Consider the following 19762-nt stretch of genomic DNA (forward strand, 5'->3'; position numbering starts at 1 on the left):
CGGTTTCGGTTCGGATTGGGCTCGGTTCATTCAGACGCTGCCCTCGGCGTGACGTTCCACGATCGCGGCGGCGTCGGTGCCGCGCGGCAGGGTGCCGTACTGATGGCCACGGCTCTCGCCGAGGCGGGCCGCGATGAACGCCTCCGCCGCCGGAGCGGGCGCGTGCCGGAGCATCAGTGAGGACTGCAGGGCCAGTGCCATGCCCTCGACCGTCGCCCGCGCCCGTGTCTGCGCCGCGACCGGATCGCGCAGATCCTGTGCCAGCTCCTGCTGGACGCGCTTCAGATGCGCATCGAGCACGCTGCTTGCTCCCGCGGTCTGCCCCAGCTCGGCCCAGAAGGCGTCCAGCGAGGCGGGGGTCTTGGCGATGCCTCGCAGCACGTCGAGCGCGATGACGTTTCCCGAGCCCTCCCAGATCGACAGCAGGGGCTGCTCGCGGTAGCGGCGTGCCAGCGGCCAGTCCTCGGTGTAGCCGTTGCCGCCCAGGCACTCCAGGGCCTCGTAGGCGTGGTGCGGGCCGCGCTTGCAGATCCAGTACTTCGCGACCGCGGTGGCCAGCCGCCGGAACATCACCTCGGACTCGCCGCTGCCGGCCTCGTACGCGTGCGCCAGCCGAAGGGCGGTCCAGGTCGCGGCCTCCGTCTCCAGTGCCAGGTCGGCGAGGACTGCCGTCATGGCGGGCTGGTCGACCAGGCGGGCGCCGAAGGCGTGGCGGTGGCGGGCATGCCACACGGCCTCGGTCAGTGCCTGGCGCATGCCCGCGGTGGTGCCGAGCACACAGTCCAGCCGGGTGTGGTTGACCATTTCGATGATGGTGGGCACACCACGTCCCGGCTCACCGACCCGCAGCGCCCAGGTGCCGTCGAACTCCACCTCGGAGGAGGCGTTCGACTTGTTGCCCAGCTTGTTCTTCAGCCGCTGGACGCGGACCGTGTTGCGCGTGCCGTCGGGCAGCACCCGGGGCACCAGGAAGCAGGTGAGCCCGGCGTCGGCCTGGGCCAGTACCAGGAACGCGTCGGACTGCGGGGCCGAGAAGAACCACTTGTGGCCGGTGAGCAGATGGACCCGGCCGTCGGGGTCGGAGGGCACCGGTACGGCCAGGGTGGTGTTGGCCCGTACGTCGGAGCCGCCCTGCTTCTCCGTCATCCCCATGCCGAACATGAGCCCCTGCTTGAGGCCGGGGGCGATCGGGCGCGGATCGTAGGAGCGGCTGAACAGGCCGGGCAGCCAGTCCTTGCCCACCTCAGGGTCGCGCTGGAGAACCGGGACGACGGCGTGCGTCATGGACGTCGGGCAGGCGTGGCCCGGCTCGATCTGCGCGAAGAGCATGAAGGTCGCCGCTCGTGCGACCGTCGCCCCGGGCCTGGGGTCGGCCCAGGCCGAGGTGTGCGCGCCGTGCCGCACCGCGGCGCCGATCACCTCGTGGTACGCGGGGTGGAAGTCGATCTCGTCGACCCGGTTGCCGTACCGGTCGTGCGTGCGCAGCTCGGGCGGGGACGTGTGCGACACCTCGGCCCACTCCTGGAACTGCCCGGAGCCGACCAGGGTGCCTATCTCGTGCAGCTCCGGCTCGTGCCAGGCCGCGCCGTACTGCCGTACGCCCTGCGCGAGGGGCAGATTCGTGCCGTACTCGTCGACACCGGCCCGGCGCGGCACCTGGTTGAGCACGGCATGGGTGAGGTGGGGTGCGGGGGCGCCCGGCCGGGGGCCGGTGGGGTGGGCGGTCGCCGTCATGGCGGTTCCTCTCCGAGTCGGCGGGCCGGCCGGATCTGACGGGTTGCATCGGTCCGGTCACGTCCCGCAGGTCACGTGCGGCCGGTTGCCCATGGCTGGTCACGTCCGGCCACGTCCTGCTGGTCACGTCCTGCTGGTCACGTCCTGCTGGTCACGTCCTGCTGGTCACGTCCTGCTGGTCACGTCTGCTGGTCACGTCCGGCGGGGCGCCGACCGCCCGCAGACAGAGCGCGGCGATGGACTCCACCGTCGGGCCCGGCTCGGTACGGTCACCGACCGGGGACAGCGGGCCGAGCAGCGCCTCGCTGATCGCCCCGATCACGGCGGCGGCGGACAGCCGGGCGTCCTGCGCGGGCAGTTCACCTGCGGCGACGCCCGCCGCGATGGTCTGCTCGGCAACGGTGTGGTAGCCGCGCCGGTAGGTCAGGCGCTCGGTCTCGACGAGCGGGTCCACCCGCTCGGCGAGCAGCGCCCAGGCGGTGCGCGGTGCCCGCAGCGCCCGGTACGAGAAGACCTCGACCAGCGCCCGCAGCCGGGCAGCCGCGTCGTGCTGCGCGTCCACCGCCTCCCGCACGGCGGTGAGTTCGTGCCCGGCGATGTGCCGGAAGACCGCGGCGAGCAGCTCCTGCTTGGAGCCGAAGTGGTTGTAGACGCTGCCGGTGGCCACGCCGGCCCGCTCGGCCAGCGCGGAGATGCTCGCCGCCGCGTAGCCGCCCTCGGCGAGCAGCCCTCGTGCCGCGGCCAGCAGCCGCTCACGGTGGGCGAGCCGCGTCGCCTCCGTACGGGCGGTGGGCCGGTAGACCATGATGCTCTGAACCTCGATTCATATCTTGAGTTGTCACTGAACCACCTCTGCCCGCGGCACGCAACGCCCCGAACCCGAACCCGAACCCGAGCCGGAACCAGGACCAGGACCAGGACCGGGACCGCGGCCGGGACCGGGACCGGAACCAGGGCGGGAACCGCGGCCGGGACCGGAGCCGGGGATCCACAGAACGCGCAGAGACCGGCGGGCCCAGTGCCCGCCGGTCTCTGCGCGTTCTTCAGCCGTACGCCGTTTCTCAGGCCAGGCGCAGCAGCCTGGTCATGACCTCATGAAGCGTCGCCGGTGCATCGGGCACGGTGTCCACCGAACGCCAGGCCACGAAGCCGTCCGGACGGATGATCACCGCCCCTTCGCTCGTCGTTCCGTGCGCCTGCGCCCAGTCGGCCCCGCTCTCGGGAGTGAGATCGGCGTCCGGCCCCGTACCGATCGCATACGCCTCCAGCGGTACGGACAGCCGCTCGGCGATCTTCCGCGCCGCCGAGCGCCACGGTGTGTCGGTGGCGCTGAGCAGCACGAAGGACCGCTCGTACAGGTCCAGGGTGGAGACCCGCCCCCCGGCCCTGCCGAGCCACAGGTGCGGGGCCCGGCTGCCCGGAGCGCCCGTCAGCTGCATCCGGTCGGGTACGACGGGCTGTTCGGGGTCGACGCCCAGGACGGCGCCGTTCGGATAGGTGTAGCCCATGGCCACCGTGAGGATCCCGCCCTGGCGGCCGCCCGGGGTGATGGCGGGTGCGTACCCGGGGTGGCTGTGCTCGGCGGAGCGGGACGAGGCGCGCTCGCTCGTCGCCCGCGCCACCGGCTGCCGCTCCGAGCCGTACGTCTCCAGCAGCTCGGGGCCCGCCCAGCCGTCCAGCACCGCCGCGAGCTTCCAGGCCAGGTTGTGGGCGTCCTGGATACCGGTGTTGGAACCGAACGCCCCGGTGGGGGACATCTCGTGGGCGGAGTCCCCGGCGAGGAAGACCCGGCCCGAGGAGTACCGCTCCGCGACGCGTTCCGCCGCGTGCCACGGGGCCCTTCCGGTGATCTCGACATCGAGATCCAGTACGCCCGTTGCCCGGCGGATGTGCTCGATGCACCGCTCGTCGGTGAAGTCCTCGAGCGTCTCGCCCCGGTCGGGGTGCCAGGGCGCGTGGAACACCCACTGTTCCCGGTTGTCCACCGGCAGCAGGGCTCCGTCCGCCTCCGGGTTGGTGAGGTAGCAGACGATGAAGCGCCGGTCTCCCAGCACGTCCGCGAGCTGCCGGGAACGGAAGGTGATGCTCACGTTGTGGAACAGGTCGCCGGGGCCGGTCTGGCCGATGTGGAGCTGCTCCCGGATGGGGCTGCGCGGCCCGTCGGCCGCGACGAGGTACTCCGAGCGGATGATGCTCTGCTCCCCGGTCTCGCGGCTCCTCATCGTCGCCGTCACGCCGTCCGCGTCCTGGGTGAACGAGATCAGCTCGGTGGAGAACCGCAGGTCACCGCCCTGCTCACGGGCGCAGGACAGCAGTACGGGTTCGAGGTCGTTCTGACTGCACAGGCACCACCCGGTCGGGCTGAAGCGCGCGAGCGCACCACCGGGGTCGATCTCTTTGAACAGCCACTCCTGGTCGTCGCCGGTGAGCGAGCCCGCCTGCAGGATGCCGTGGTTCTCCGCGAGGATCGAGGCGGCCTGCCGGATCTCCTTCTCCGCACCGGCGCCCCGGAACAGCTCCATCGTCCGCACGTTGTTTCCGCGTCCGCGCGGGTGCATGGAGGTGCCCGCGTGCTTCTCGATCAACAGGTGCCTGATGCCGTGCCGGCCCAGGAACAGCGAGGTGGACAGGCCCACCAGGGACCCGCCCACGATGAGGACCGGTACGTAGTGGTCGACGTTGTCTTTCATCAGGTGTTCCAGCTCCTGCCGCCCTAGGGGGAATGGAATCTCCATGCCCGGTGCGGGAGCTGTTCGCTCGCGCATTCACCCGCTTGGTTCTCATCTCTCGCGCCACTCGTGGTACCGGACCACGATCGGTTCCGGGAGCGTCTCCGAGACATGGGGGGCGGACCGTACGCATCCGCAGGGCGCTTGGTCCGGGCGGATCCACCGAATGACTGCCGAGGGGCCACGTGAAAGTGGCGGCCGCGCTGTCGTGAAAAGGAGTGTGAAAGATGACAACCCTTTCGGAGCGGATATCGCAATCCGCGTTCGACGGCTCCAGGCTTCGGGTCGTCCTGTTGCTTGATCTTCACGACGGTGCCCAGAAGGAGTTCCTCGACGCGTACGAGCACTTGCGCAACCAGGTGGCATCGGTCCCCGGTCACATCAGTGACCAGTTGTGCCAGTCGATCGAGAACCCGTCGCAGTGGCTGATCACCAGCGAATGGGAGAGCGCACCGCCCTTCCTTGCCTGGGTGAACAGCGAGGAGCACGTCGAGACCGTCCAGCCGCTGCACAGCTGCGTACGCGACACCCGGTCGCTGCGGTTCAGCGTCCTGCGGGAGACAGGAGAGTTCTTCAGCGAAGCACCCGATCAGCTCAAGCGCCGGCTCCAGGCTTCGCCCCGGCTCGGGGACGGAGTGGTCCGCCACGCCCTGACGTTCACGGTCAAGCCGGGCAGCGAGAAGGAGGTCGCGAAGATCCTGGCCGGGTACACCTCCCCGGCGGCCCAGGTCGACGAGAACACCCGGCTGTGCCGCACCTCGCTCTTCATGCACGGCAACCGCGTCGTACGGGCCATCGAGGTACAGGGCGACCTGCTGGCCGCACTGCGCCATGTGGCCCGCCAGCCCGAGGTCAGGGCCGTCGAGGAAGCCATCAACCCGTATCTGGAGCAGCACCGGGACCTCAACGATTCCGACTCCGCCCGGATGTTCTTCACCCGGGCCGCTCTCCCGGCGGTGCACCACGTGGCGGCCGACGGCCCCTACCCCGCCGACGCACACCGGCACGCGCTGTACTACCCGGCCAAGGAGGGCTGCGGGATGGCCCTGGCCAAGCTGCTCGCCAAGCAGGACGAGGTGGCGGCAGACAGTCCCGACAGTCCCATCAGCAGCAGCACCATCTTCCAGCGCGACGACATCGTCGTCCGGCTCATCGATCTGAGCGGCCCGCTCGACGCGCATCCAGCCCTGGCGCTCGGCGTCAGCGGCCCTCGGAAGGCGGCCATGTTCGCCCGTCTGCTCGCCACCCCGCAGGGCGGCATGCCGGCCACCGACAAGGAGATGGCGCGCTTCCTCGCGCGCTCCGACATGCAACTGATCACTGACAGGTCCGCCGAACCCGAATCCTGACCCGAGCGCCCGGACCGACGTGGCCACGCGACCAAGCCGTCGGGGCCAAGCCACCTGGAGGAAGCAGTCATGACCACGCACCGCCCACGCATTGTGGACCTCAGTGAGACCCAGCCCAACCGCAGGCGCGGAGGCGACCTGCGCGCCATGCTCACCCCGACCGCCGTGGGTGCCACCAGCGGCTTCATGGGCCTGGCCATCGTGCAGCCCGGTGACCGCATCGGCGAGCATTACCACCCGTACTCCGAGGAGTTCGTGTACGTCGTGAGCGGGCTCCTCGAAGTGGATCTGGACGGGGAGACGCACTCGATGCGCCCCGACCAGGGCCTCATGATCCCGCTGAACGTACGTCACCGGTTCCGTAACGTCGGCGATGTGGAGGCCCGTATGGTCTTCCACCTCGGCCCGCTGGCTCCGCGCCCGGAGCTCGGGCATGTCGACACCGAACCCACCGAGCACACCGATGCCTCAGGGCACCCCGAAAGCGCCGAGCAAGGCCGGCCGCCGGAACGGACTGGGGCCGTTTCATGACCCGGCGGGTGGCGGTCACCGGGGTCGGTATCGTCGCCCCGGGCGGAGTCGGCGCCCCGGCGTTCTGGGATCTGCTCGCCAACGGCCGCACGGCGACGCGGGGCATCACCCTCTTCAACCCGGAGGGCTTCCGCTCACGCATAGCTGCCGAGGTGGACTTCGACCCTGCGGCCAACGGTCTGGACCAGGAGCAGGTGGCACGGTCGGACCGGTACATCCAGTTCGCTCTGGTGGCCGCCCGGGAGGCGGTGCATGACGCCGGTCTCGACCCCGAGAAGGAGGATGCCTGGCGCATCGGGGTGTCCCTGGGCACCGCGGTCGGCGGCACCACACGCCTGGAGCACGACTACGTGGCCGTCAGCAGCAACGGCGCGTACTGGGACGTGGACCACCACCCGGCCGAACCCCATCTGCACCGGGCGTTCTCGCCGAGCTCTCTGGCCTCCGCGGTGGCCGAGCAGGTCGGCGCCCACGGTCCGGTGCAGACCGTCTCCACCGGCTGCACCTCGGGACTCGACGCGATCGGGTACGCCTTCCAGTCCATCCAGGACGGCCGGGTCGATGTCTGCATAGCCGGTGCGTCGGACTCGCCCATCTCCCCGATCACGGTGGCGTGCTTCGACGCGATCAAGGCGACCTCGCCGAACAACGACGATCCGGCCCATGCCTCACGGCCGTTCGACGCCAACCGGGACGGGTTCGTCATGGGCGAGGGCGGCGCCGTCCTCGTACTGGAAGACCTGGAACACGCCCGCGCCCGCGGCGCACGGGTGTACTGCGAGATCGGAGGCTACGCCACCTTCGGAAACGCCTACCACATGACGGGACTGACCCCCGAGGGCCTGGAGATGGCCCAGGCGATCAACACCGCCCTCGACCACGCCCGTATCAACGGCACACAGATCGACTACGTCAACGCGCACGGCTCCGGCACCAAGCAGAACGACCGCCACGAGACGGCCGCGGTGAAACGCTCACTGGGCGACCACGCCTACAGGACGCCCATGAGCTCGATCAAGTCCATGGTGGGCCACTCGCTGGGCGCGATCGGGGCGATCGAACTCGTCGCCTGCGTCCTGGCCATCGACCACCAGGTGGTGCCGCCGACCGCGAACTACGACACCCCCGACCCCGAATGCGACCTCGACTACGTGCCGCGCACCGCCCGCTCCCGGAAGCTGAACAGCGTGCTCTCCGTGGGCAGCGGCTTCGGCGGTTTCCAGTCCGCGGTCGTCATGACCCGACCAAATGGGAGGACACAATGAGCTCCCGGCAAGATCGGCGCACGGTCGTCACCGGCATCGGCGTCATCGCCCCCAACGGCGCCGGCACCGACATCTTCTGGAAATCCACTCAGGAGGGCATCAGCGTCCTCGACCGGGTCACCCGCCCGGGGTGCGAGCATCTGCCGCTCCGCGTCGCGGGTGAGGTACGCGCCTTCGACCCGGGTGAGCTGATCGAGGAGCGCTATCTCGTCCAGACCGACCGGTTCACGCACTTCGCGATGGCCGCGGCCGATCTCGCCATGGACGATGCCCGGCTCGGCCGCGCCGACTACGAAGGCTCGCCCTTCGCTGTCGGGGTGGTGACCGCCGCCGGATCCGGCGGCGGTGAGTTCGGACAGCGCGAACTGCAGCGGCTGTGGGGACAGGGCTCGCGCTTTGTCGGCCCGTACCAGTCCATCGCCTGGTTCTACGCCGCGAGCACCGGCCAGATATCCATCCGCGGCGGTTTCAAGGGGCCGTGCGGCGTCGTTGCCAGCGACGAAGCAGGCGGACTCGACGCCTTCGCGCACGCCGCCAGGGCCGTGCGCCGGGGCACCGACGCGGTCGTGGTCGGTGCCGCGGAAGCCCCTCTCGCGCCGTACTCGGTCGTCTGCCAGCTCGGGTACCAGGACCTGAGTACCAGCGAGGACCCGGCGCGTGCCTACCGGCCCTTCACCTCCGACGCCTGCGGCTTCGTGCCTGCCGAAGGCGGCGCGATGCTCGTGGTCGAGGAGGAGAACGCGGCCCGCCGCCGCGGTGCCAGGGCCCGCGCCTACGTGGCGGGTCACGCCGCGACCTTCACCGGGCCCTCCCAGTGGGAGCAGTCGCGGGAGGGGCTGGCCCGCGCCATCCGCGGCGCACTGCAGGAGGCCGACTGCGCGCCGGAGGAGATCGACGTGATCTTCGCGGACGCGCTCGGCGTACCGGAGGCCGACCGTGCAGAAGCGCTGGCGATCGCCGACGCGCTGGGCGTACACGGCCGACGGGTACCGGTGACGGCACCCAAGACCGGCACCGGCCGGGCGTACTGCGGGGGCCCCGTGCTCGACACGGCCGCCGCGGTGCTGTCCATGGAACACGGCCTCATACCGCCCACGCCCAATGTCTTCGACGTGTGCCACGACCTCAACGTCGTGACCGGCCGGGCCAGGTCCGCAGAGCTGCGGACGGCGCTGGTGCTGAGCCGCGGGCTCATGGGCTCGAACGCGGCGCTGGTGCTGCGCAGCGCCATCGACACCCCCTCGTGAGAAGGAGAAGTCCCTCATGACCGATCGACTGACCATCGAAGAACTGGCCGCCCTGATGAAGAAGGGCGCCGGCCTCACCGTCGACCCCGTCGACCTCGCGGGCCGCCCCGACGCGCGCTTCGACGAGTTCGGCCTGGACTCGCTGGGTCTGCTCGGCATCGTCGGCGAACTGGAGAACCGGCACGGTCGGCCCCTGCCCCCGGACGCGGACCGCTGCAAGACCCCGCGGGAGTTCCTCGACCTCGTCAACAACACCCTCATGACTGGAGCCTGATGTGCCCGGACACACCGAGAACGAAATCACCGTCGCGGCCCCTCTGGACCTCGTCTGGGACATGACCAACGATCTCGAGAACTGGCCCAGCCTGTTCAGCGAGTACGCCTCGGTCGAGGTCCTCTCCCGGGAGGGCGAAACGACGACGTTCCGCCTGACCATGCACCCCGACGAGAACGGCAAGATCTGGAGCTGGGTGTCGGAGCGGACGACCGACCGCAAGGGCCGGAAGGTACGGGCCCGCCGGGTCGAGACGGGCCCCTTCGAGCGCATGGACATCCACTGGGAGTACTCGGAGGTCCCCGGTGGCACCCGGATGCACTGGCGGCAGGACTTCGCGATGAAGCCGGACGCCCCGGTCGACGACGCCTGGATGACCGACAACATCAACCGCAACTCCAAGGTCCAGATGGCGCTGATCCGGGACAAGATCGAGCAGCGCGAACGCGAGAGCCGCAGCGCCGCGGTTCTCCCCTCCAACTGAGCCCCCGGGCAAGGAAAGGGAACTCCCCGATGCACCAAGCTCTGATCGTCGCCCGGATGGCGCCGGAATCGGCGCCGGACATCGCCGAGCTGTTCGCAGCCTCCGACACCGGTGAACTGCCGCACCTCGTCGGAGTCACCCGGCGCAGCCTCTTCCAGTTCGGCGATGTGTATCTGCATCTGATCGAGTCCGAAAGGCCTCCCGGTCCCGCGATCGCCAAGGTGACGGAACACCCGGCGTTCAAGGACATCAGCGACAAGCTCACCGCCTTCGTCAGTCCGTACGATCCGCAGACCTGGCGGAGCCCGAAGGACGCGATGGCCCACCAGTTCTACCGGTGGCAGCGCGACGCCACCGCCTGATACGACGATCGCCCCGAGCCCGGCTCAGTGCCGGGCTCGGGGCGATCTCGTGGTTGCGGGTCCTGATGCGGTGCCTGGAGCAGTCCTGATGCGGATCAGCCCGGGATGACGCACTCGAACGCGTGCAGATACGCGTTGACCGGCCGGACCTCGCCGACCAGCAGACCGGCCTGCGTCATCCGGTCCACCAGGCTGGCCCGGGAGTGCTTCGCGCCGCCGACGTTGAGCAGCAGAAGCAGGTCCATGGCCGTGGTGAACTTCATCGAGGGAGTGTCGTCGACGAGATTCTCGATGACCACGACCCTGGCTCCCGGCCGGGCCGCCGCGACGATGTTCCGCAGAGTCCTGCGGGTGCTCTCGTCGTCCCACTCCAGGATGTTCTTGATGATGTAGAGATCCGCCTCGACGGGGATGCCGAGGCGGCAGTCCCCGGGAACGATCCGTACGCGCTCCGCGAGTGAGCCGCCGTCACTCAGCCGCGGGTCGGCCTTCGCCACCACACCGGGCAGATCGAGCAGGGTGCCCCGTACGGCAGGATGCTTCTCCAGCAGACTCGCGAGCACATGTCCCTGGCCGCCCCCGATGTCCGCGACCACCGAAACACCGGTGAGGTCGAGGAGTTCAGCGACGTCCAGTGCCGACTGCATGCTGGATGTGGTCATGGCCCGGTTGAACACATGGGCCGACTCATGTGCGTCCTGGTGCAGATAGTCGAAGAACCCCTTGCCGTACACATCGTGGAAGACGCTCCCGCCCGAACGCACCGCCTCGTCGAGCCGCGGCCAGACGTCCCACGTCCACGGCTCCGTGCACCACAGGGCGATGTACCGAAGGCTGTTGGGATCGTCGTCACGCAGCATCAGGGACATGTCCGTGTGGGCGAACGTCCCGTCCTCGGTCTCGACGAAGATGCCGTAGCAGGACAGGGCGCGGAGCAGCCGGCGCAGGGGCTGTGGTTCGGTGTGCAACGTCGCGGCGAGGTCCTCCGCGGTGGCAGGTGTGTCGCCGAGCGCGTCGGCCACGCCCAGCCGGGCGGCAGCGCGTACGGCCGCGGCACACGCCGCCCCGAAGACGAGCTCCCTCAGACGCATGGCCGGCGGGGGAGTGGGGCTGGGGAGGGGGGCGTGGGTGGTGATGGGGAGAGGGGTGTGAGTGGTGGTGGGGCTGGGACTTACGGTGGTCATACCGCCTCAATTCTCCTGGTGAGGGGAACGCTGGTCAGCACATCCCTGCGGGTTTGGAAGCCAGGCACTCGTTGCGGACGAACGTGTTGCTCGTTCCGTTACCCTGGTTGGCCAGGTCGGCCGGTTTGTTGCCCTGCACCTGGTTGTCTCTGATGACGTTGTCGGTGTTGCTGGCGCCGACGAAGCTCTTGAACAGGACGATTCCACCCGACAGCGGTGAGGCGCCGACGTTGTCCAGGACCTGGTTCGCGCGGACGAGGGTGGACTCCGAGCCGGTGAGGACGATGCCGGAGCCCTGGAGGTAAGGGAGCCGGCTGTTGGCGGCGCAGTACTTGTTGTTCTTGAAGACCCTGTTGTGGTGGATGGTCATGTCTCCCGCGGCGGGCTTCGACTCGTCGCCCACGACGAACACCCCGGCGCAGTTCGCGGTCACGATGTTGTTGTGGACGGAGAGGTTTCTGACCCGCCTGATGGTGACTCCGATCCGGTTCCCGCTCAGCAGGTTGCCCGCGACCACCGCCCCCTTGGTGTCCGTCGCTCCGCCCTCCTTGTCGACCGTGTTCGCGATGAAGATGGCAGCGTCACCGTTGTCCCGGACGATGTTGTTCCGGAACACCCCCCGGGTGGACAGCTGCTGGGCGATGCCCCAGACCCCGTTCTTCTTCGCGGTCACCCCTGTGACGGTGAGCCGGTCGGTCGCCGAGGCCCAGACGCCGCTCTTCTTGAAGCCCGTGAGCGTCAGCGAGCGGATGGTGACACGGCTGACGGCCTTTTTCGCCGTGCCGGTCACACAGATGCCGTTGCCGCTCTTCGCGCAGGTGTTCGCGGCCCGCGCGGTGGCCGACGCCGGCTTGATCACGGTCGAGGAACCCGCCCCGCGCAGGGTCAGGTTCGCCTTGGTGACAAGGACGCTCTCCCGGTAGGTGCCGGGTGCAACGAAAATGGTGTCACCCGGCCTGGCGGCATCCACCGCTTTCTGGATTGATTCGCCCGGATGCACCACGTGGGGGACAGCGCCGGTGGACGGCGCGGCTGCGCCCAGTCCTGAGGCGATGGCGACGGCGGCGCAAGCGAGGGACGTGATCTGTCGTTTCGTCATGAGCCGAAGTTATGGGCGATCTTTCCCACTCGCCACACGGAGTGAGCGGATGGATACATTCCGTGGGCCAGGTCGGCGCAGAAAAGGCTTGGCGCGTTTATCTCCGGCCGGGCTGGGGTGAGCGCGCTCGCTCGGTGGCGGAAGGCGGCCGGGCCCAGCTGTCCGAAACCGGGAGGTGTGACGGATGGCTGTCATGGCGAGGAGTGCTGCCCTCGTCCAGAACCGGTGGTGCGGGGGCCGGAGGTTGGGGAATGATGCCGCCATGGCCGAGATCAGCGACTCGCTGTGGAACGACGACGTCACCGTCTCCGACTATCGCGAGGGGTCCGCGCCGTACCAGGCGGCGGTGTTCGAGCAGTACAAACTGTGCGTGGAGATGGCCGACCGGGTCAGCGGCCGCCGCAACCTGGCCAACACGTTCTTCCTGACGTTCAACGGCGGCCTCGTCGCCTTCCTCGGCGCATGGCTGTCGCGGGCGGACCGGGACGGCCTGCCGGTCCTGCTGCTCCTGGCGGGGCTGCTGGTCCTGCTGGCCATGTGCGCCGCCTGGTGGTTCACCGTCCGCTCCTACCGGCAGTTGAACGACGGGAAGTGGAAGGTGATCGGGGGCCTCGAGGACCGGCTGCCGACCCGTGCCTTCTCGGCCGCCGAGTGGCGGGCGCTGGACGAGGGACGGGACTGGCGCGTCTATCTGCCGCTGACCCACGTCGAACGCTGGGTCCCCGTCATCTTCGCCGGCGCCTACCTCATGGGTTTCGCCGCCCTGGCGCTGTGACGCGTACCAGGGACGGCCGGCTCTCGGCGCCACCGAGGGCCCGCGGGTAGTGTTCGACGCCAGTCCGCAGGTCCGGGAGGGTGGTGCCGAATGACCACGATCGCCGTCACCGGCCATATGGATCTGGCCGCACAGGCCACCGGGCCCATCCGTGAAGGCCTCCACGCACTGCTGTCGGGCTTCCGCGGCGGCGCCCTCGCGGGGCGCTCGTGCCTGGCACGCGGCGCCGACTGCCTCTTCGCCGAGGAGCTGCTCGCGCTCGGAGGGCGGCTGTCGGTGATCATCCCGTCCCGGGACTACCGGGAAGCGGTGGTGCGCCCCGATGACCTTCCGCGCTTCGACGCCTTGCGGGACGCCGCCGCGGACGTGACCGTCATGCCGTACGAGCATGCGGGTCCCGGCGCCTACGAGGCGGCCAACGTCCGCCTGTTGCAGGGGGCGGACCGGCTGCTGGCGGTGTGGGACGGCAGTGTGCCCTCGGGGCGTGGCGGCGGCACCGCGGACACGGTGGCCGCGGCACGGGCGGCCGGAGTGACGGTCGACGTGCTGTGGCCACCCGGGTCCCGGCGGACCGGTTTCCGGAGCTGAGCCGACTCGGAGGATGTGCTTCCGCAACGTCCGGGCGACAGATCCGGCCACCGTCGCGGTGAACGACGGTCTCCGGATGCCGTGCTGCCCCGGCCGGGTTCCGCTGCCGTACGAGCAGCTCGACCGCAGGGTGTACGGGGCCGCCCGGCGGGACTTCCGGAGGGGCGTCGAGGAGTCAATTCCGGCCATTGTCATCCGAGTTGCCGCGACTGCTGCAGATCAGCGGCGGGTCGCTCGACACGCCCCTAGAATCGACCACACGTCACGGCCGCACACGGTCGTGCGGCGTGTACGAAGACCGCGTCGAGCACGGGCGTCCGTCACTGGGGCTCGTCCCTCGCTGCGTAGCGTTTGTGAACGGGGGCTGTTGCGATGCCCGATGCCGACATGAGCGGCGGGGCGCTGTTCACGCTGCCCATGGTTGTTCCCAGATCGACCGAGTACGCGCGCCTCGGTGTACCGCCCGAGGCCACAGCGGAGGAGATCCGCGCGGCGGCCGCCCGGTACGACGCTCGGCTCAAGGCGCGCGGCGCCGGCGAGCAAGAGATTGCCGCCGCCCATGCCGCCGGTCTGGAGAACGCCGAAGCCCGCGCCGTGCACGACGCACGCCATCCACCGCTCCCGCTCCTGCGCCTCGAGCCGACCTGGCAACCGGTCCTCGACGACAGGGACGCCGGTCTGACCGTGCTGCGCCGGGAGATCGAGGCCTTCCTGACGGCCGCCGGCGAGAGTGTCCACCCCCCGGCGGACACGACCCGAACCGATTTCACCGGCGACTTCACCCGCTCGCACCTGCTCGACGGCTTCGCCGACGAGTGACTCCCCGGAGGACCTCCCCATGGACGATGAGCTGCACCGGGTCATCGGCATCGACCTCGGCACGACCTACTCGGCCGTCTCCGCCTACCACCCCGACGAGTTCGCCCCGACCATCCTCGCCGACCCCGAACGCGAGGGGGCCGCAGCCGTCGCCACACCCTCGGCCGTGCGGCTCGATCCCGGCACCGGCACGCTCGTGGTCGGACACGACGCCAAGGATGCCATCAGCGAAGGGCCGGGCGCCGGCGACACATTGGTGGAGATCAAGCGGGAGATGGGGGCGGTCTTCACCCCCGAGCTGCTGAGCCACTTCGGCGCGGCCGGCGTCCACGCGGAGGGCGACCCCGTACGGGCCAGGCTCGGCGGCGAGTGGCTGCGCCCGCAGGAGATCAGCGCGCTGGTACTCATGCGGATGAAGCGGATCGCCGAGCAGACGCTGGGCGGAGAGGTCCACGACGCGGTGATCACCGTACCCGCGTACTTCATGGAACGGCAGAAGAAGGCCACCGAGGAGGCGGCGCTGCTGGCCGGCCTCTATCCCCGCCAGCTCATTCCCGAGCCCACCGCTGCGGCCATCGCCTACGGGGTCGACCGCGCCGAATCCGAGAAGCAGATCTATCTGGTCTTCGACCTGGGAGGCGGCACGTTCGACGTGTCGATCATCCAGACCCAGAACGACGAGATCGAGGTCATCGCGACCGCCGGTGACCAGCGGCTGGGCGGCGGCGACTTCGACGACGCCGTCGTCGAGTGGATCCTTGGGGAGCTGGGCGAGGCGCTGCCGAAGGGCACCGAACGGCTGCGGATCAAGGCGGCCGCGGAGGCCGCGAAGCGCGAACTGTCCCTGCGCAGCAGCACGACCATCGACCTCGGCAACTCAATCCCGCCCCTGGAGCTCGACAGGGCCACCCTCGAAGCGCTGATCCAGCCGATCCTCGCCCGGTCCCTGCGCGAGGTCGGCGAAGCCCTGCGCCTGGCCGAGGCGAAGGGCGTGCGGCGCGAGGACATCAACGCGGTGCTGCTCGTGGGTGGTTCCACCCGCATCCCCCAGGTCAAGCAGATGCTGCTCGACCACTTCGACCAGGACGAGGGGTTCGTACGCGGCGACGCCAATCCCGACACCCTGGTCGCCAGGGGTGCGGCGATCATGGCCTACCGGTTCGAGCCGTCACCCGTCTTCGACCTGGAGTCCGGGCCGGCCGGCGAGCGGTCCGCGGATGGCCAGGACTACACGGTCACACTGATCACCGAGCACACCCTGGGCGTCGGGGTCCAGCAGGGGAAGTTCGACAAGCTGATCGACCGGGGCACCAAGATCCCGGCCCGCAAGGTGAAGTCGTACGCGAATCCGGAGCAGGCCCACCGCATCGAGGCGGCCGTCTACCAGGGCGAGGGCGCGTACATCTACGACAACACCCTGGTCGGCACGATCCACCTCGACGACATCGAGCCCCGCCCGGAGGGGTACCACCAGTTCGAGGTCGAGTTCTCCCTCACGGTGGACGGTCTGCTCGAAGTGCAGGTCACCCACGCCAACACCGGGCGGGAGTACAAGGCATCCTTCGAGCAGGCCACCAACATCGGCCACCTCAGCGAGCTGGCGGAGCGGCGCGCGGCCCTGGTGAAGCTGTACGCGACCGTCAGGCCGGCCGGGGCTCCGGGCGGCGCGAAGCCCGCCGACGCGCGGCAGTTGGATGCCGGAGAGCAGGCGTTCACGATTCCCCCGCCGGTGACCGAGACGGTGCCGGAAGCCGCAGCGGTCCCGGCGCCCGCGTCCGCACCCGCCGCGGAGATCGACCCCGGCAGCGTACCGGCGGAGTACCGGCGCCTGGTCAAGAAGGCGCTCCGGGCGGCGCGGGACGGGCAGGCGCCGGCCTCGCTCACCGAGTCCCTGCGCGCGTTCGTGGACGCGGTGGGCGCAGGTGCGGACGAGGACACGCTGGACGAGTTCGCCGACCGGCTCGAGGACGCGTATGACGACAGTCGTCGGTGAGCGAAGAGAGGTCATCGAGGAGGAACTCGAGGCCGAGTACGCGGGGGTCGGCTGGTGGGGCTCGCTCTACCGCGCACCGCGGCGGCGCCGCTGGTACCGGCTCATCCCGGTCGAGGAGATCAGCGGCGAGCAGCGGTCCGAGCTGCTCGCCTGGCAGACGCGGCCGCGTCGCCCCGACCTCGTCCCGGTGGTGCCCGGAGAGCGGGGCGAGCAGCGGCAGTTCGCGGACCGCTGGTACCAGATCGTCTGCTACGAGACCGACGCCGAGCGCAGCCTCGCCGACGCGGTCGCCGAGCCCGAACCGACCCGTCGGCTCGCCTCCGTGGCCGACGTGATCCGGGCACTTCCGGGCTGGCGCGAGGCGATGGGCACCGGCCTGGTGCCGCTGCCCGCCGACACCGTGCTCGCCGGGCACCGGCCGCTGCTGCTGCCGCTGCCGGCCTGGGGCTCCCCCTCCCTCGGACAGGTCTTCGCCGAGCCGGAGCGGGTGGCTCATCTGACGCCCGAGGCGGTACGCGGCCTGCCGTCCGGCGGCCGCGCCCCCGACCTGTACGCGCTGGGCGTCGCGGCGCTGCGCTGCTTCGGGACACTGCCGTACGACGACACGGAGCGGCTCCTCCAACGGACCTCCTGTGCCGCCGTGTTCGGGGACCAGCGGCGCGATGGCCGGCTGCCTTCGTGGATGCGCCGCGTGGAGCCGGTGCGGAAGGTGCTGCAACAACTGTGCGACCTCACCGGCCCCCGGGCCGCGGGGTCCGGCGACGCGGATCCGTGGCAGCTGGCCGACGCCCTCGATCAGGCACGACGCGCGATGGACCCGCTGACGGCGGTACGTTCCCTCCGGGCCGCGGGTGAACCCCGCAAGGCCGTTGGGCTCGCCCACGCGGCGCTGGTCGACCAGCCGGGCTCCCCGCTGCTGCTCCTCGCGGCCGAGATCGCCCACCAGGATCTGGGGGAGCCGTTGGAGGCGCTGTCGCTGCTGGAACGCGCGGTACAGGCGGACCCGGAGCGCAGTCAGGCCTACGCGGCACAGCTGTCGATCATCGGCGGCCTGTGGTCCGTCGTCCAGGGCCGGCTCGCCGGGGCCACCAACGGCTCCTTCGCCCACCGGCTCCATGCGACGGCCCGCGCGGCCTTCGACCGCCTGCCGCCCGAATCGCGCCGGGAACACGCTCACGAGATGGCCCGCTGCCTCATCGGCCAGGGCGAACTGGTCGAGGCCAGCGCCTTCGTGCACCACTGGCTGCACGACGGGGACACGCTGATGTGGTGGCGCTTCGACCTCATGCTCGACTACGCCGAGACCTTCCTGAGGCTCGGCCGCCTCGAAGCCGCCGCCCAGATCGCCGACCAGGTCAAGGCGGGACTGCGCCGCATCCGGGAGAGCGGCCGGATGGACCGGCGCGACATCCATGAACACGGCATGCGGTACGCGGACTTCGTACGAGATCTGCACGAGGCACGGGGCGGGGAGACGGGCACGTGATCACGATTCTGCTGGCGGGCGTCCTTCCGCTGCTGTTCCTGTCGACGGTGGCCAGCGCCGCGTACTTCCTCGTGGTGCTGCCGAGCCTGTGGCGGCTGCCGTACGAGCAGTCCCTGGCCCTGCTCGACAGCGACGACCGAGACGAGCTGGAGCGGGCCGACCGGCTGCTCGGGCAGGCGCTCAACGCCGGGCCCCGGGGACGGGCGCTCGGCCGGATCCGGTTCGCGCAGGCCCATGTGCGGGCGATGCTGGGGACGTACGAACCCGCCCGCTACGGTGCCGCCGCGACCGTGCTCGACGAGCTGATCACCGCCGAGGGCCGCACCGAACACACCGCCTACCTGGAGCTGTGGGTGCAGGCGCGGCTGGAGAACCACGACCGCGTCACCGATCTCTACACCGAGCACCGCGACCTCCTGGACGCCCGCCCGCAGAGCCGCCGCATCGCCGCCATCTCCCACCTCCAGCTGGCCGCCGGGCACTGGCGGCGGCGGGAGACCGACGGATCCCTGCACCACTTCGACCGGGTCCGGGAACTCGGCGAACTCACCGAGAAGATCCCGCCCGAGGTCAACGACCTCCAGCTTGTCAAGGGCGTCCAGGCGGTGTTCGACGGGCGGACCGACGAGGCCCGAGCCGCGTTCGGCGACGCGCGGAAGCGGTCCGCCGAGCGGGGACTGCCGACTGTGGAGGCCGAGTTGGGGCTGCTCGTCTGCGACTGGGCGGACGGCGACCCCCAGCGGCTGGGCGAATGGCTGGGACACCTGGCGGAGGAGGTGGAGCAGAACCCTCCGGAAGACGGCACGGCGGAGCTCCTGCGCACCGGCATCGCGCTGCTGAGGCTCCTGACGCTCCTGCGGGAATGGCTGCTCAGGCCCGCCCTGTCCGGGGCACCGTCGGCGGCCGACTTCGGGGAGCTGAGGCGGCGGGGGGACGCGCTGCGCGAGGCCGACCCCGAACTCGGTGACGCCTGCCTCGTCGACGGCCTGGTCCGCTACTACTTCGCCCTGGACCAGTCCGAGCGCGAAGGGGCCCTCGCCGTGCTGGAGAGCGGCACCGGGTTGGCCAAGGGCATCCTGCTGCCCGAGGTGCTGGACCTCATGGAGCGCGAGCGCGCGCTCGGCGGGGAGGGAGACGCCATCTCGCGCTTCCGCGTCCTCGTGGAGGAGCTCCACGACGATCCCGAAGGCTCGGAGGAGAACCGGGCCCAGTACCGGCGCCTCAAGGCGAAGTTCACCCGGTTCGGGGACCCCGGCGACCTCGAGGACGGGGCCGTTCCGAACCAGCGGGTCCCGCTGGACGACCACCGGCGCCGCTCGGCGGCGCTCCGCAGCCGCGTCGAACTCATCCTGTACCCGAGACTCCGGGATCTCGCCGACGACGACCCCGCACGCGGCGCCGTGCGCGAGCTGCTGGACGAACTCGAGCAGGCGTCCTCGGTGTACGTCGAGGGCGCCGAGGTCCTGCACGGCGCCGAGCGCAACCTCATCACCAGTACCGGACAGATCCTGCTGCCCGAGGAGCCTGATGACCAGGATCGTGCCTAGCCGGCCGAACGGGGCCGTGCCCCGGCGTCTGGCCGGTCTCCTGCCCGGCAGACGCCGTACGGCGGACCACGCCGGGCTGCTCGACCGGCTCGCGCCCGTGGAGCACCGTCCCGCGGCGGACGAGGAGCAGCTCTTCGAACAGGCCTCGCTGGCCCGGGTGCTGCTCCTCATGGTGAAGGTGGACCAGGAGGCCGAGTATCTGCTCTGCCGGGAGCTGGCCGAGCACGCGCTCGGCAGCGTGCCCGAACCCCGCGACGGAACAGAGGCCTCGGACTGAGGCCCCTTCTCCGTCCCGG

19 protein-coding genes are annotated in these 19762 nt (G+C 70.4%); 14 read left to right on the forward strand and 5 right to left on the reverse strand.

The window, feature by feature from the left end:
• Window positions 1–30 precede the first annotated feature (30 nt).
• The 3 genes from OG883_RS09225 to OG883_RS09235 all read right to left on the reverse strand — a co-directional run bounded on the left by OG883_RS09225 (window position 31) and on the right by OG883_RS09235 (window position 4424).
• Window positions 31–1734: an acyl-CoA dehydrogenase family protein gene (locus OG883_RS09225; RefSeq protein ID WP_266537491.1), complete on the reverse strand. Its 1704-nt coding sequence runs from the start codon at window positions 1732–1734 to the stop codon at window positions 31–33.
• Window positions 1735–1885: 151 nt separating this feature from the next.
• Window positions 1886–2539 carry a TetR/AcrR family transcriptional regulator gene (locus tag OG883_RS09230; RefSeq protein WP_266537499.1) on the reverse strand — a complete coding sequence of 218 codons (654 nt, stop codon included), beginning with the start codon at window positions 2537–2539 and terminating at the stop codon, window positions 1886–1888.
• Window positions 2540–2795: 256 nt separating this feature from the next.
• A complete protein-coding gene (locus tag OG883_RS09235; protein WP_266537501.1) occupies window positions 2796–4424 on the reverse strand; it encodes an FAD-dependent monooxygenase in 1629 nt (542 codons plus the stop codon).
• A 266-nt stretch (window positions 4425–4690) separates the two neighbouring features.
• Here OG883_RS09235 and OG883_RS09240 point away from each other — a divergent pair, with 266 nt between their 5' ends.
• From OG883_RS09240 to OG883_RS09270, 7 genes are all read left to right on the forward strand, one after another.
• Entirely contained in the window at window positions 4691–5812 is a 1122-nt protein-coding gene (locus OG883_RS09240; protein ID WP_266537503.1) for a SchA/CurD-like domain-containing protein, read from the forward strand.
• Window positions 5813–5881: 69 nt separating this feature from the next.
• A complete protein-coding gene (locus OG883_RS09245; protein WP_266537504.1) occupies window positions 5882–6343 on the forward strand; it encodes a cupin domain-containing protein in 462 nt (153 codons plus the stop codon).
• Window positions 6340–7608, forward strand: coding sequence for a beta-ketoacyl synthase (locus OG883_RS09250; protein WP_266537506.1), 1269 nt, complete (start codon window positions 6340–6342; stop codon window positions 7606–7608). The genes OG883_RS09245 and OG883_RS09250 overlap by 4 nt, the downstream gene beginning before the upstream one ends.
• Window positions 7605–8855, forward strand: coding sequence for a ketosynthase chain-length factor (locus OG883_RS09255; protein ID WP_266537509.1), 1251 nt, complete (start codon window positions 7605–7607; stop codon window positions 8853–8855). The genes OG883_RS09250 and OG883_RS09255 overlap by 4 nt, the downstream gene beginning before the upstream one ends.
• A 16-nt stretch (window positions 8856–8871) precedes the next feature.
• Window positions 8872–9129, forward strand: a complete 258-nt coding sequence (locus OG883_RS09260; RefSeq protein ID WP_266537512.1) for an acyl carrier protein — start codon at window positions 8872–8874, stop codon at window positions 9127–9129.
• Window position 9130: 1 nt separating this feature from the next.
• A complete protein-coding gene (locus OG883_RS09265; RefSeq protein ID WP_266537515.1) occupies window positions 9131–9613 on the forward strand; it encodes an SRPBCC family protein in 483 nt (160 codons plus the stop codon).
• A 29-nt stretch (window positions 9614–9642) separates the two neighbouring features.
• Complete coding sequence (locus OG883_RS09270; RefSeq protein ID WP_266537518.1) at window positions 9643–9975, forward strand: TcmI family type II polyketide cyclase; 333 nt, start codon at window positions 9643–9645, stop codon at window positions 9973–9975.
• A 95-nt stretch (window positions 9976–10070) separates the two neighbouring features.
• Here the strand turns inward: OG883_RS09270 and OG883_RS09275 are convergent, their stop codons facing one another.
• Entirely contained in the window at window positions 10071–11159 is a 1089-nt protein-coding gene (locus tag OG883_RS09275) for a methyltransferase (protein ID WP_266537521.1), read from the reverse strand.
• A 34-nt stretch (window positions 11160–11193) separates the two neighbouring features.
• Window positions 11194–12258 carry a nitrous oxide reductase family maturation protein NosD gene (locus OG883_RS09280; protein WP_266537524.1) on the reverse strand — a complete coding sequence of 355 codons (1065 nt, stop codon included), beginning with the start codon at window positions 12256–12258 and terminating at the stop codon, window positions 11194–11196.
• A gap of 262 nt (window positions 12259–12520) precedes the next feature.
• Between OG883_RS09280 and OG883_RS09285 the strand changes: the two genes are divergently transcribed.
• The 7 genes from OG883_RS09285 to OG883_RS09315 all read left to right on the forward strand — a co-directional run bounded on the left by OG883_RS09285 (window position 12521) and on the right by OG883_RS09315 (window position 19743).
• Window positions 12521–13033, forward strand: coding sequence for a hypothetical protein (locus OG883_RS09285; protein WP_266537527.1), 513 nt, complete (start codon window positions 12521–12523; stop codon window positions 13031–13033).
• 90 nt (window positions 13034–13123) lie between these two features.
• A complete protein-coding gene (locus OG883_RS09290; RefSeq protein ID WP_266537530.1) occupies window positions 13124–13621 on the forward strand; it encodes a hypothetical protein in 498 nt (165 codons plus the stop codon).
• Window positions 13622–13993: 372 nt separating this feature from the next.
• Window positions 13994–14440 (forward strand): hypothetical protein, encoded by a 447-nt coding sequence (locus OG883_RS09295; protein WP_266537532.1) that lies wholly within the window; start codon window positions 13994–13996, stop codon window positions 14438–14440.
• A gap of 19 nt (window positions 14441–14459) precedes the next feature.
• Window positions 14460–16433: an Hsp70 family protein gene (locus OG883_RS09300; protein WP_266537534.1), complete on the forward strand. Its 1974-nt coding sequence runs from the start codon at window positions 14460–14462 to the stop codon at window positions 16431–16433.
• Window positions 16414–17919, forward strand: coding sequence for a protein kinase family protein (locus tag OG883_RS09305; protein WP_266537536.1), 1506 nt, complete (start codon window positions 16414–16416; stop codon window positions 17917–17919). Before OG883_RS09300 ends, OG883_RS09305 begins: the two co-directional genes overlap by 20 nt.
• Window positions 17916–19466 (forward strand): hypothetical protein, encoded by a 1551-nt coding sequence (locus OG883_RS09310; protein WP_266537540.1) that lies wholly within the window; start codon window positions 17916–17918, stop codon window positions 19464–19466. The genes OG883_RS09305 and OG883_RS09310 overlap by 4 nt, the downstream gene beginning before the upstream one ends.
• Entirely contained in the window at window positions 19447–19743 is a 297-nt protein-coding gene (locus OG883_RS09315) for a hypothetical protein (RefSeq protein ID WP_266537543.1), read from the forward strand. The genes OG883_RS09310 and OG883_RS09315 overlap by 20 nt, the downstream gene beginning before the upstream one ends.
• Window positions 19744–19762 lie beyond the last annotated feature (19 nt).

This window comes from Streptomyces sp. NBC_01142, assembly GCF_026341125.1.
Lineage (GTDB): Bacteria > Actinomycetota > Actinomycetes > Streptomycetales > Streptomycetaceae > Streptomyces.